A 12,458-nucleotide genomic window follows, 5' to 3' on the forward strand; every position below is an offset into this window, starting at 1 on the left:
GCCATGGGCTCCCCTTTGCGTTGTGTGAGTGCGTTTGGAGGCCCGCTGCCGCAGGCTACTTCAGGAGCCCGCGCTGGCGGGCGAGCGCGATGGCGTCATAGCGGCTCGAGACGCCGAGCTTCGCGAGGATGTTCTTCACGTTCCACTTCACTGTGCCGAAGGTGATGTTTAGCGTCAGCGCGATGCGCTTGTTCGACATGGCCTCGGCGATCAGTGTGAGGATCTCGAGTTCGCGCGGCGTCAGCGTACCTCGCTGGCCTTCTGGATTGTTCCGGCTGGCCGTCGCCGCCGCGCCGCTCGTCTCGGCAGCCTCAGGCGCAAGCGCGCCCAGTGTCATGCGTGCGAGCAGGTCGTCGAGGTAGTGCGCGACAGCGGGCGGCAGGCTGCCTTCGTCGTGCAGAAGCGACAGCAGATGGCCGATCTGGTCCTTCAAATCAAGAAGCGTACGCATGAGCCCGAGCTTCGCACCAAGCGTGAGCGCCTCCGCGAGGCGGCGCATTGCTTCGGTATCCTGCTGAAGTGTGTGGTGCGCGGCGGCGGCCAGCAGGCCGGCCCGGACCACGAGGCGCCCGCGTCCATACGCTTGCCCGAAGCGTTGGACTTCGACCAGTGCGTCGAGCGCCGCCGCCGGATCGTGATCGGCCATGGCGACGCGCGCACGCGCGACGGCTGCAATGGCTGGAATTTCGGCGCAAGCGCCCGTTGCGCCCGCATGGAGCTTGCGAAGGCCTTCGAGGCGCTTGACGAGTTCAAGTGCGCGCGGCTGCTCGCCGACGGCAAGCAGAATATCGACCTGTTCACCGAGCATGTGTGCAAGGGCGCGGTCCAGCCCCACGAGATGGAAGTGCGATGCCTGCGCTTCGAGGAAAGCGAGCGCCGTTTCCGGCGCGTCCAGCAGGAAGTCGAGCCGCGCGCGGCACAGCGAGGCGCGCGTCATCACGTCGGGCCATGAGGTCTGCACAAGACCTGTGCGATTGGCCAGCACTTCGCGAGCGTCGTCGACGCGATCCAGTTCGTACCAGGCGTCGGCGAGCGTGGCGGCGCACAGGTTCGCCGCGACGGAGCCGCGTCCGAACGCGGCTTCGGCGCGCTGCAGAATGCCGACGCCAAGGCGCTCGGCCTCCCTGACTTCGCCCGCGACTAGACAGCTTTGCGCGCGAAAGCTTTCGTACACCATTGCCATGTCGTTGTCGCGGTCTGCCGGCGCAACGGGCTTTTCGTCGAGCAGGCGGTGCGCATCGGCGATGCGGCCGAGCGCGAGGTAGGCCGCCGCGAGCCCGGCGAGGCAGATGTAGCGCAACGTCGGGTTGTCCATCGGCACGTTCAAGGTCGGCTCGAGCAGATCCACCACGCGCTGCATGTCGTCGCGCTGCACGGCGATGGCCGAATCCGTGATGAAGAACTTCGAGGATATCGCGGGAATCTTCGCCGCTTCCGTGCGGCGGATCTGCTCAATCCAGCGTTCGGCCTTGTCGTGCCGGCCCGTGAACGCGCAGGTCAGGCAGCCGAGAAAGAACAGGCGCGGATGTGAGAAAAGCGTGTCCTGCGGCAGCCGGTCGAGCAGATGCAGCATGGGGCTGACATAAGCCATGTTCCATGTCGATCGTGCGGCCGCTTTTTCCATGGCGTCCGCGGCAAAGTCGAGGTCGCCGCCCTGGCTTGCGTGCCGCACGGCCTCGACCAGCAGCCCGTGGTCGGCGAACCAGCCGCTCGCGCGCCGATGCAGCGCCTCGACGCTTGCCTCGCCCTGCTGCGCGAGCCGCCGCGCGAGGAATTCGCCGAACAGCGGATGGAAGCGATACCAGGGCGAAGCGTCGTCGGAGTCTACACGGTAGATGAGCAGGTTTTCGTCTTCGGCGCGCTTGATCAGTTCGGCGGCATTGGGGTCTTCGGTCGCCCAAGCGGCCAACTCCGCGTTGAAACGCCGGAAGATCGACATCTTTTCCATGAACGCCGTGAGCTCGGGCGGCAGCCAGGCCACGACGTCCTCGGCCAGATACGACTGGAGGTCCGTCGATTTCCAGAGCAGCGCGCGCAGGTTCGCGCGTTTGGCGGGCCGGATGCGCAGCATCGTCGCGATCGGCTGGAGGCTCGCCGGCCAACCGCTCGTGAGATCGTGGATCAGGCGCACTTCGTCGGCGCTCAGTTTCACGGTGCTCAGATTCTGTTCGAAGAAGGCGCGCGTTTCCTCCAGATCGAAAGGCAGCGCCGCGAAGTCGATTTCATGGACCTGGCCCTGCATGCGCAGACGGCCGAGGCTGAGCGGCGGCATGGTGCGCGAGGCGATGACGATATGCAGATTCGCCGGGCAGTGGTCGAGCAGCTTCTGCATGAGCCGGTGAGCCGCGGGCGCCTCGACGTGATGGTAGTCGTCGATCATCAGGTAGAGCTCGCGGTCGACTTCTTCCATGGCGCTCGTGAGCACGGCCGCGAGCGCGTCGATGGATGGCTCGCTGCCCGTGGCATGCGGCATCACGCTATCGGAGGGCATGCCGAGGCGTTGCAGCGCGCCAAGCAGGTAGGTGCAGAACTGCGAGAACTCGCGATCGCTGTGGCCAAGCGAGAGCCAGGCAACGTCGATGCCGGCCTTGATCAGCATCTGGCGCCACTGCGCGAGCAGAACCGTCTTGCCGAAGCCGGCGCCGCCCGTGACCAGCGTGGCGCAGCAGTACTTCGTTTCGGCGAGGCGCGCGAGCAGGGGTTCGCGCGCAATGTGGCGCGGGCCGATGCGCGGCGGCGAGAACTTGGTTGCCACGAGGAGGGTGTCGGAATGCATGGCTCTGGCCTGTTTGATCGGTTGCGTCAGCCGCGAGGCGATGCGGCTGCGTGGTCGCCCTTCAGAACGAACTCGCCGGCACATTATGACGTTTCGAACGCCCGTTTGGAAAGTCGCTGGCGGGCAGGGGTGCCGTTGTCCGCCGCGCGTGCCGCTCACGTCCGCAAGGGGAGGGGCAGGGGCATCCTCGACTCGCGTACCTTGGCATCCGGCAAGCAATATTGTCTGCATCTGGATTCTGGAACAAGGAGAGGAGATGAACGAATCCGTGTCTTTCGAAGTGAGGGGCCAGGTCGGCTGGATTACGCTGACGCGGCCCGAAGCGCGCAATGCGCTGAGCCGCGAGATGGTGCTCGCCATGACGACGCAACTGCGCGCATGGCGCGAGGACGCTGGCGTGCGCGTGGTGGCGCTGACCGGCACGGGCCCGGCCTTTTGTGCAGGCGCCGACCTCAAGACGGCGGGTAGCCCGGCGCAGCCAGGAGAAGCGGATTTTCTCGACACGCTCGTCGTTTTCTTCGACCTCCTGCGCGCATTCCCGAAGCCGGTGATCGCCGCGGTCAACGGTCTCGCCGTGGCGGGCGGGCTCGAAACGGTGCTCGCCTGCGACTTCGTGATCGCGGCGCAGAGTGCCCGCTTTGGCGACGCGCACTCGAACTTCGGGGTCTTCCCGGGGGGCGGGGGCGCAGCCGTGCTGCCTCGCAAGGTGCCGCACAACGTGGCGAAGTATCTGCTTTTCACCGGCGATTCGCTGCCGGCGGACGAGATGAAGACCCACGGCCTCGTGAGCGAGGTGGTGGCCGATGCCGAGCTCGTGGCGCGCGTCCAGGCCATCGGCGAGAAGCTCGCGAAGAAAAGCCCGCTCGTGCTGCGCCGCATGAAACAGGTGGCCGACGAGGCGCCCGACAAGTCGGTGGCCGACGCCCTGCGCCACGAGCTGCTGGAGTTGCGCAACCATCAGCGCTCGTACGATATCGCAGAAGGGCTGCGTGCATTCGCGGAGAAGCGCGCGCCGGAATTCAAGGGCTACTGATTGATCGGGCCGGGCGTCGAGCGCTGCCGCACAGTCGCGCCGCTCGTGCCCGCCAGGACATCGCATCGGAAAATGACTATGGAAGATATCTACATCGTTGGCGTCGGCATGACGCCGTTCGGCCGCCACGCGGACAAATCAGTCAAGCAGCTTACGGCGTGGGCCGTGGAAGATGCGCTCAAGGACGCAGGCTGCGATCGCCAGTGGGTTCAGGCTGCATTCTTCGGCAATTGCACGCAAGGCCATTTCGATGGCCAGCACATGATTCGCGGGCAGGTGGCGCTGCTGCCGCTCGGCTTCGACGGCATTCCCATCTTCAACCTGGAAGGCGCGTGTGCTTCGTCCAGTCACGCGTTCAACCTCGCCGTCACGCAGTTGCGCGCCGGGGCTGCCGACGTGGTCCTCGCGGTGGGCGCCGAAAAGATGTTCTATAGCGACAAGGCGAAGATGTTTTCAGCCTTCGAATCTGCCTGGGATATCGAAACATTCGAGGAGAACAAGCAGCACCTCGCGCAGATGGGCAAGGCCATCGTGCCGCCGCCCGGCTCGCAATCGGAGAAGCCGTACAGCCCGTTCATGGACGTCTATGCGGCGCTCGGGCGCGGCGGGCTCATGGAGCGTTACGGCATTACGCAGCGTCAGCTCGCGGCCGTGGCGTCCAAGAATCACGGGCATTCGGTGCACAACGAGCGCGCGCAATACCGCAATGCGATGACGATCGACGAGATCCTCGCCGCACCGCCCATTACTTATCCGATCACGCTGCCCATGTGCTCGCCCATTTCGGACGGTGCCGCCGCCGTCATCGTCTGCACGGGCGCCGCGCTGAAGAAGTACGGGTTCGAGCGCAAGCGCGCGGTGCGCGTGTTGGCGAGCGTCGTGCGCTCGGCCTCGGCGCGTGCAGCGGACGCGTTCGACCAGGGCTGCACGCATCTGGCCGGCAAGGCGGCCTTCGAGCAGGCCGGCATCGCACCGAACGAAGTCGACGTGGCCGAGATTCACGACGCCACGGCCATCGGCGAGCTGCTTTCGATGGAATCGCTGGGCCTGTGCGAGGCGGGCGCGAGCGGCGAGCTTGCCGAGCGTGGCGAAACCACGTTGGGCGGCAGGCTCCCGATCAACCCGTCGGGCGGCCTGGAGTCGAAGGGGCACCCGATTGGCGCGACCGGCATCGGGCAGATTTTCGAGCTCGTGGAGCAGTTGCGTGGCGATTGCGGCAAGCGCCAGGTCGAGGGCGCGCGCATCGCGCTCCAGGGCAACGGCGGCGGCCTCTGGCGCGTGGAGGAGTCGACCGAGCATGTGGGCATTTTCGGGCTCGCCTGAGCGGCCCATGTGAAGGCCGAAGGAATCAGGAAAGGGGCCGCGAGGCCCCTTTTCCCGTTCAGTCCACCTTGACGTCGCGTAGCGACGCCATGTCGATCACGAAACGGGACTTCACATCGTTGGCCTGCATCCTCCTGAACGCCGTGTTGATGTCGTGCACGTCCACGATTTCTCCGTTTCACCTCCGGAATAGCCGACATGTCTTCGCGCAGGATGCCTCAAGCGCCCGAAACCCTGCAGATCGAAGTTCCCGCGCAGCCGCGCAAGCGTCCGAAGCAGGAGCGTTCGGTTGTGCTCGTCGATGCGCTCAAGAGAGCCGCGTGGGAAATCCTCAGGAAGGAGGGGCGCAACGCGCTTTCGCTCGAGCGGCTGTCGATGCGCTCCGGCGTGGCCGTCAGTTCGATCTACGAATATTTTCCGACGATCGAGTCACTTGTCTTCGTCATTTTCGAGGACTTTCGCGCACAGGCGCGTCAGCGCCTCGTCAGCGAGCTGCGCGCGTTGCCGCCGTCCAGCACGTTGTACGAGGGCATTGCATTGCTGCTGCGGGTCGGCATTCCGATGCTGCACGAGTGGGTGCAACTCGACCGCGAGGGATTCGTGAAAGCTTCGCAGTACGACGAACTCGTCCGGCTCGATCTCGTGAAGCCGACGCAGTATTGGACCTCGATGGCAACGGACGCCCTGATGGAGCGCTTTCCCGACGAAATAGCGGTGCGCGACCGGGTAAAGGCGCGCTTCATGGCGTTTCACGCCATCCTCGCGCTGCCGCGCGCCATGGCGCTTATGCAGCCGGCCTATCTGGCCGACACGCATACCCAGGTGCTGATGGCGCGCATGCTGCATGCGCTTCTGACTACGCCGGGTTGAGCGCGTAGCCGCATCCCGCCCGGCGGGCGCGCCGCCTAGCCGCGCGACGCGTGGCCGTCGGCGCCGAAGGCGGTCCACCCGCCATCGACCGGCAACGTGACGCCGGTCACGTACGACGCCCAGTCGGAGGCAAGAAACGCCACCGCCTGCGCGACTTCGACCGGATAGCCGAGCCGCCCCATCGGCGTGCGGCGCTCGAGCGAAGTCGTGTCGAGCCGTCCCTCGCGCGTCATGGCGTCGAGTGGCGGCGTGCGAATGATGGCTGGTGCCACGCCATTCACGCGGATGCCCTTTTGCGCCCATTCGCAGGCCAGCGAGCGCGTCAGCATCACGACGCCCGCCTTCGAAGCGGTATAGGCGCCTATGCCCGGCCCGCCGCCGAGCCCGTAGATCGACGCGATGTTGACGATGGCGCCGCCGCCGCGAGCGAGCATATGCGCGCCCACCGCCCGCGACATGAGCCATGTGCCGGTGAGGTTGATGTCGAGCGTGCGTTGCCACACCGCGAGCGCCTGCCGGTCCGTGCGCGCTCCCGGTTCGAGCACGCCGGCGTTGTTCACCAGCACGTCGATGCCGCCCATGCACTCGACCGCTTCAGCGCTCATGCGCTCGACGTCCGCCTCCGAAGACACGTCGCCGCGCAACATCGTCCATGCGGGGGCGTCCGCAGGGGCATTGAGGTCCGACGCGCAGACCACGGCGCCGGCCTCCGCAAAGAACGCGGCCACCGCCGCGCCGATTCCGCTTGCGCCGCCCGTGACGAGGACCCGTTTGCCGCTGACGTCGAGGCGCGGGCCGCTGCGCAAGGCGGGGTTCGATTCGGGGTTCGAATTACTGCCAGGAAGATTCACGATGATTGCCTCCATCCGCACGCTGGATTCACTTGCCCGTGAACACGGGCTTGCGCTTTTCGAGCATGGCGTTGACCGCTTCGCGGTGGTCGTCCGACTTGCTCGCGAGCCATTCGTACGAGATGCAGGTATCCATGATCGAATGCGCGAGCTGCTTGAGGCCGATATTGGCGGACACCTTGGTCCAGCGGATGGCCTGCGAAGCGCCTGCGGCGAGACGGTCGGCGAACTGGTTGACGCACTCATCGAGTGCTTCGGCGGGCACGGCATGGTTGATGAGGCCGATGCGTGCGGCCTCGCCGGCGCTGATCGGCTCGCCCGTCAGCAGATATTCCTTGGCGCGCGCATAGCCGATCAGTTGCGGCCAGATCACGGCGCCGCCGTCGCCCGCCACGAGCCCCACGTTCACGTGCGGGTCGGCGATCTTCGCCGTGTCGGCCGCGAAGATCACGTCGCAGAAGAGAGCGATGCTCGCGCCAAGCCCGATGGCCGGCCCGTTCACCTTGGCGATGATCGGCTTTTCGCAGTCGAGCTGGGCAAAGATGATCTGCTTCGCTTCGCGCGCCGTCACGCGGAAGGCGGCGGGGTCGTCAAACGAAGCCTTCACGGCTTCGAGGTCGCCGCCCGCCGAAAACGCGCGGCCCGCGCCGGTCAGAACGATGACCTCGGAGTCGGGGTCGTTGTTCGCGTCGATGAAAACCTGCGCCATCTCCGCGTGCAGCCCGGCGTTGAACGCATTGAGCTGTTCGGGGCGATTGAGGGTGATTTCGAGCACACGGCCGCGCCGTGCGAATCGGATGTGCCGGTAGGCGTTGAAGTCCATGGTGTCTCCACGTTGTGGTCGATGCGAACGTCCGGTTGCGAACCTCGGGTTGGAACCTCTGGTACGGACGATAGCCAGCGCGTTTTCCGGGCGTCCCCCCTCCCGATGGCAGGGGCGGCCGTGCGGGCGCGGGCACGCCGCTGTGCAGCGCGGGCTGCATCGACAACCTGGGACGTGCGCAGTGTCACGCGGCGGGGTGGTTGCATCCCGGCCCCAGCCAACCGCCGACCGCAAAAAAGGGAGGGGCGAACGCGCCGCCGTCCTCCCTACCATGCTTCAGCAAGTACGCATCGGAACACTTTGCTGGAGGGAAAAACGGGATGTCTGAGAACACTGTGGTACTGGAGCGCGTGGGCGGCACGGCCGTCATCACGCTGAACCGGCCGCACCGGCGCAACGCGCTCGACGACTCCATCAGGACCGGCATGAGCGCGGCCCTCGATGCCGTCCGTCGCGACGCCGGCGTGCATGCCGTCGTGCTCACAGGGGCGGGCGGCCACTTCTGCGCGGGGGCGGATCTCGGCAACGGCGAGGGCGAGGGCGAGCGCGGCGCCTTCGTGCGCGAGCTGCTGCTCGACCACGACCGCTGGTTCACCGACCTGATCGATCTGGAGAAGCCGGTCATTGCCGCCGTTGATGGTTTCGCAACGGGCGCGGGGCTTTCGGTCGCGCTGGCCGCGGACTTCATCATCGCGAGCGATTGTGCGCGCTTCGTGTCCAGCTTCGCGCGCGTGGGCTTCATTCCCGATCTGTCGCTGCTCTACACGCTGCCGCGCCGCGTGGGCCTCGCGCGTGCGAAGGAGATCGTATTTTCCGCGCGCGAAATCCTGCCCGACGAGGCGCTCGCGCTCGGACTCGCCGACACCGTGGCGCCGGCCGCGCGCCTGCGCGAAGCCGCCGTCGAATTCGCGCAGCGTTTCGCCGACGCGCCCACTCAGGTGCTCGGCATGGCCAAACGCATCATGAACCGCACCTTCGAAACCGACCGTCATGCGCTCGCGCAACGCGAAGCCACCGTGCAGGGCCTGTGCGCGGCAGGCCGCTTCAACGCCGAAGCCATGCGGCGCTTCTTCGCCAAGGAAGCGCCGCTCTACGCGGGAACACAGCGTCTGTTCTGAGCGGTCCGCACGCGTTCCCGTGCGCAGCAAACCGAATCAAACCGAATCAAGCGATTTGCAGCATTCATCATTCAAGGAGAAAGACATGACGCACAAAGTCGTCGTTGCCGGCGTGGGCATGATCCCGTTCAAGAAGCCTGGCCAGAGCGACCCCTATACGGTCATGGGCGCACAGGCCGTGCGCCTTGCCCTAGCCGACGCGGGCGTCGGCTACGAGTCGATCCAGCAGGCGTATGCGAGCTATGTGTTCGGCGACTCCACGAGCGGCCAGCGCGTGCTGTACGACGTCGGCATGACCGGCATTCCCGTCATCAACGTCAACAACAACTGCGCGAGCGGCTCCACGGCGCTGTTCCTCGCCAATCAGGCCATCGCGAGCGGCATGGCCGATATCGTGCTGGCCTTCGGCTTCGAGCAGATGAACCCGGGCGCGATCACGACGCCCTGGAACGACCGCCCGGCGCCGCTCGATCCGTTCCAGGCGCAGTGCGCCGACATCGTCCCCGCCGAGGTGCCGACCGCGCTGCGCCTGTTCGGCGCCGCCGGCCAGGAGCACATGAAGCGTTTCGGCACGCCACTCGAGACGTTCGCGAAGATCCGCGCGAAGGCGAGCCGCCACGCCGCGAACAATCCCCTCGCGGTGTTCCGCAAGGTCATCACGCCCGAGGACGTGATGGCCGACCAGGTGATGTGGCCAGGCATCATGACGCGCCTGATGGCCTGCCCGCCGACCTGCGGCGCGGCGGCCGCCGTGCTGTGCAGCGAAGCCTATGCGAACAAGCACGGTCTCGACTCCCGCGTCTGGATCGCCGGCCAGGCGCTCACCACCGATGGCCCGGAGACCTTCAATTCCGGCGACATGCGCCACCTCGCGGGCTTCGGCATGTCGCGCGCGGCGGCGGGCAAGGTGTACGAGATGGCCGGCATCGGCGCGGAAGACGTCGATGTGGTGGAACTGCACGACTGCTTCGCGCAGAACGAGCTGTTGACCTACGAGGCGCTCGGACTGTGCCCGGAAGGCGGTGCCGAAAAATTCGTCGACGCGGGCGACAACACCTATGGCGGCCGGTACGTCGTCAATCCGTCGGGCGGTCTGCTTTCGAAGGGGCATCCGATCGGCGCCACGGGTCTCGCGCAGTGCACCGAGCTCGTCCAGCAATTGCGCGGCCGCGCCGAGCAGCGCCAGGTGGAAGGCGCACGCATCGCGTTGCAGCACAACGTGGGCATTGGCGGCGCGGCGGTTGTCACGATGTACCGCAAGGACTGACAGGGGGCGGGCATGGACTTTCGGGCTGATCCGGGGCTGGAGGCGTTTCGCGAGACGGTGCGCCAGTTCCTTCGCGAGAAGGTGCCGGCAGACCTTCTCGGGCTGCCGCGCTGCACGCGCTCGCCGCGCGAGCAGATCATGCGCTGGCAGAAACTCCTCAACGCGCACGGCTGGGGCGCGCCGTACTGGCCGAGGGAGCATGGCGGCACGGGCTGGTCGGTGGCACAGATGCTGATCTTCGACGACGAATGCACGGCGGCCGGCACACCCACCCAGGACGGCTTCGTGCAGAAGATGCTCGGTCCCGTGCTGAACGCGTTTGCCACGCCTGAACAGAAAGCCGAGCATCTGCCGGCCACGCTCGACGGCGAGCGCCTCTGGTGCCAGGGATTCTCCGAGCCCGGCGCCGGTTCGGACCTCGCTTCGCTGCGCACGCGCGCCGTCCTTGTCAAAAGCAGCGACGGCGATCACTACGTCGTCAACGGCCAGAAGATCTGGACGAGCTATGCGCACCACGCGGACTGGATCTTCATGCTCGTGCGCACCGACACGAGCGTCAAGAAGCAGGCCGGCATCAGCTTTTTGCTGGTGGACATGAAGACGCCGGGCATCACCGTGCGGCCGATTCGCAGCATCGACGACGCCCACCACCTGAACGAGACCTTCTTCGAGAACGTGCGGGTGCCCGCGAAGAACCTGATCGGCGCGGAGGGCGCGGGCTGGAGCATCACCAAGTTCCTGCTCAACAACGAGCACGCGACCACGGCGGACCTGCCCGACATCAAGCGCTACATGCGCGAGCTGAACCGTATGGCGACGACTTTGCGGGCCGGCGAGGGCCGCCTGATCGATCAGCCGGCGTTCGCGCTGAAGCTCGCGCGCTTGACGGCCGAGCAGGAGGCGATCGGCATGTTGGTGCAGCGCGTGGCGAACCTGGAGATGCGGCACGACCCCGCGTCGCACGTGCTCGGCTCGATGCTCAAGGTGCGGGCCACGGAATTGCAGCAACGCATCACTGAAGCCCAGGTCGAGGCGCTGGGCGACTATGGCGCGCTGGCCTATGCGCATCCGCACGAGGCGTCGCCTGTGCCGCCGTACCCGCTGCAGGACATGGCGCGCGGCGTCGCCAACGACATGTTCCTGCGCCGCGCTGCCACCATCTACGGCGGCACTAGCGAAGTGCAGCGCGGCATCATCGCGAAGCTGCAATTCCAGCTCTGAATCCGAAGGGAGGACACCGTGGTTTCGAATGGAAGTGGACCTTTACAGGGACTGTGCATTCTGGAGATCGCCGGGTTGGGACCCGCGCCCGTCGCTGCGATGCTGCTGGCCGATCTTGGCGCCGACGTCGTGCTGGTCGACCGCAAGACCCCTGGCGCCGAAGACCTCGATATTGGCCGGCACGCCATCCAGAATCGCGGCAAGCGCTCGATTGCCGTCGATCTCAAGACGCAGGAGGGCGTGCAGACGGTGCTCGAACTGGTGCAGCACTGCGACGCCATGATCGAAGGCATGCGTCCCGGCGTGATGGAGCGGCTTGGCCTCGGCCCCGATGTCTGCCTCGCGCGCAATCCGAAGCTCGTGTATGGCCGCATGACCGGCTGGGGGCAGGACGGGCCGCTCGCGCAGGCGGCGGGCCATGACCTGAACTATGTCGCGCTATCCGGCGCCTTGTGGTGGTCCGGCCAGCCTGGCGAAGCGCCGATGTCGCCGCCGAGCCTCGTCGGCGACATCGGCGGCGGCGCCCTGTATCTCGTGGTCGGCCTGCTCGCGGGCATCATGAGCGCGCGCGAGAAAGGCCAGGGCCAGGTGGTCGATGCGGCGATCGTCGATGGCAGCGCGCACATGCTCAATCTGCTGCTCGGGCTCAAATCGGCCGGCCAGTTCGTGAACGAACGCGGGCGCAGCCTGCTCGATGGACCGCACTGGTATCGCACCTATCGTTGCGCCGACGGCAATTTCGTTTCGATCGCCGCGGCCGAGCCGCGCTTTAACAAGCTGCTGCTGCAAAAACTCGGACTCGCCGACGATCCCGCGCACGCCGCGGCCTACGATCCGCAGGCGTGGGCGCAACTGCACGAACGCTTCGCGGCCCTGTTCGCCACCCGGACGCGCGACGAATGGTGCGCGCTGCTCGAAGGCACTGACGCCTGCTTCGCGCCGGTGCTCAATCCGGACGAAGCGGCGGCGCATCCGCACATGGCGGCGCGCGGCGTGTACAGCGTGATCGACGGGGTCCTGCAGGCGAATCCGGCGCCGCGCTTTTCCGGCACGCCGGCAGGGCGGCCGCGTGCGGTGGCCTCGCGTGGTGAGGATGCCGAATCGATACTGAGTGACTGGTGTGGCTCGGGCAACGGTACGGCGGCGCATCGTAGCGCCGAGGTCCAATAGCCATTA

General features: G+C 66.6%; 10 protein-coding genes. 7 read left to right on the forward strand and 3 right to left on the reverse strand.

Features of this window, described 5'->3' with window-relative positions; translation table 11 throughout:
- Positions 1 to 55 precede the first annotated feature (55 nt).
- Positions 56 to 2,776, reverse strand: a complete 2,721-nt coding sequence (locus HV773_RS19005) for a winged helix-turn-helix domain-containing protein (protein ID WP_129564034.1) — start codon at positions 2,774 to 2,776, stop codon at positions 56 to 58.
- Between the two features lie 256 nt (positions 2,777 to 3,032).
- Here HV773_RS19005 and HV773_RS19010 point away from each other — a divergent pair, with 256 nt between their 5' ends.
- The 3 genes from HV773_RS19010 to HV773_RS19025 all read left to right on the forward strand — a co-directional run bounded on the left by HV773_RS19010 (position 3,033) and on the right by HV773_RS19025 (position 6,002).
- Complete coding sequence (locus tag HV773_RS19010; protein ID WP_129564035.1) at positions 3,033 to 3,809, forward strand: enoyl-CoA hydratase/isomerase family protein; 777 nt, start codon at positions 3,033 to 3,035, stop codon at positions 3,807 to 3,809.
- Between the two features lie 78 nt (positions 3,810 to 3,887).
- Entirely contained in the window at positions 3,888 to 5,132 is a 1,245-nt protein-coding gene (locus HV773_RS19015; RefSeq protein ID WP_129564036.1) for a thiolase family protein, read from the forward strand.
- A gap of 198 nt (positions 5,133 to 5,330) precedes the next feature.
- Positions 5,331 to 6,002, forward strand: coding sequence for a TetR/AcrR family transcriptional regulator (locus HV773_RS19025; protein WP_129564037.1), 672 nt, complete (start codon positions 5,331 to 5,333; stop codon positions 6,000 to 6,002).
- Positions 6,003 to 6,037: 35 nt separating this feature from the next.
- Here the strand turns inward: HV773_RS19025 and HV773_RS19030 are convergent, their stop codons facing one another.
- Entirely contained in the window at positions 6,038 to 6,853 is an 816-nt protein-coding gene (locus HV773_RS19030) for an SDR family NAD(P)-dependent oxidoreductase (protein WP_227875445.1), read from the reverse strand.
- Between the two features lie 28 nt (positions 6,854 to 6,881).
- Positions 6,882 to 7,676 carry an enoyl-CoA hydratase/isomerase family protein gene (locus HV773_RS19035; RefSeq protein WP_129564039.1) on the reverse strand — a complete coding sequence of 265 codons (795 nt, stop codon included), beginning with the start codon at positions 7,674 to 7,676 and terminating at the stop codon, positions 6,882 to 6,884.
- A 320-nt stretch (positions 7,677 to 7,996) separates the two neighbouring features.
- Here HV773_RS19035 and HV773_RS19040 point away from each other — a divergent pair, with 320 nt between their 5' ends.
- The 4 genes from HV773_RS19040 to HV773_RS19055 all read left to right on the forward strand — a co-directional run bounded on the left by HV773_RS19040 (position 7,997) and on the right by HV773_RS19055 (position 12,452).
- Complete coding sequence (locus HV773_RS19040; protein WP_129564040.1) at positions 7,997 to 8,794, forward strand: enoyl-CoA hydratase/isomerase family protein; 798 nt, start codon at positions 7,997 to 7,999, stop codon at positions 8,792 to 8,794.
- A gap of 85 nt (positions 8,795 to 8,879) precedes the next feature.
- Positions 8,880 to 10,061, forward strand: coding sequence for a lipid-transfer protein (locus HV773_RS19045; RefSeq protein WP_129564041.1), 1,182 nt, complete (start codon positions 8,880 to 8,882; stop codon positions 10,059 to 10,061).
- Between the two features lie 12 nt (positions 10,062 to 10,073).
- A complete protein-coding gene (locus HV773_RS19050; protein WP_129564042.1) occupies positions 10,074 to 11,282 on the forward strand; it encodes an acyl-CoA dehydrogenase family protein in 1,209 nt (402 codons plus the stop codon).
- A gap of 18 nt (positions 11,283 to 11,300) precedes the next feature.
- On the forward strand, positions 11,301 to 12,452 hold the full coding sequence (locus HV773_RS19055) for a CaiB/BaiF CoA transferase family protein (RefSeq protein ID WP_129564043.1): 1,152 nt from the start codon (positions 11,301 to 11,303) through the stop codon (positions 12,450 to 12,452).
- Positions 12,453 to 12,458 lie beyond the last annotated feature (6 nt).

Origin of the sequence: Paraburkholderia caffeinitolerans (assembly GCF_902859945.1) — a bacterium.
Lineage (GTDB): Bacteria > Pseudomonadota > Gammaproteobacteria > Burkholderiales > Burkholderiaceae > Paraburkholderia > Paraburkholderia caffeinitolerans.

Excerpts from the sequence above, each read along its gene's own strand:
- HV773_RS19005 (WP_129564034.1), bottom strand. The coding sequence starts at position 2,776 with ATGCATTCCGACACCCTCCTCGTGGCAACCAAGTTCTCGCCGCCGCGC.
- HV773_RS19010 (WP_129564035.1), top strand. The coding sequence starts at position 3,033 with ATGAACGAATCCGTGTCTTTCGAAGTGAGGGGCCAGGTCGGCTGGATT.
- HV773_RS19015 (WP_129564036.1), top strand. The coding sequence starts at position 3,888 with ATGGAAGATATCTACATCGTTGGCGTCGGCATGACGCCGTTCGGCCGC.
- HV773_RS19025 (WP_129564037.1), top strand. The coding sequence starts at position 5,331 with ATGTCTTCGCGCAGGATGCCTCAAGCGCCCGAAACCCTGCAGATCGAA.
- HV773_RS19035 (WP_129564039.1), bottom strand. The coding sequence starts at position 7,676 with ATGGACTTCAACGCCTACCGGCACATCCGATTCGCACGGCGCGGCCGT.
- HV773_RS19040 (WP_129564040.1), top strand. The coding sequence starts at position 7,997 with ATGTCTGAGAACACTGTGGTACTGGAGCGCGTGGGCGGCACGGCCGTC.
- HV773_RS19045 (WP_129564041.1), top strand. The coding sequence starts at position 8,880 with ATGACGCACAAAGTCGTCGTTGCCGGCGTGGGCATGATCCCGTTCAAG.
- HV773_RS19050 (WP_129564042.1), top strand. The coding sequence starts at position 10,074 with ATGGACTTTCGGGCTGATCCGGGGCTGGAGGCGTTTCGCGAGACGGTG.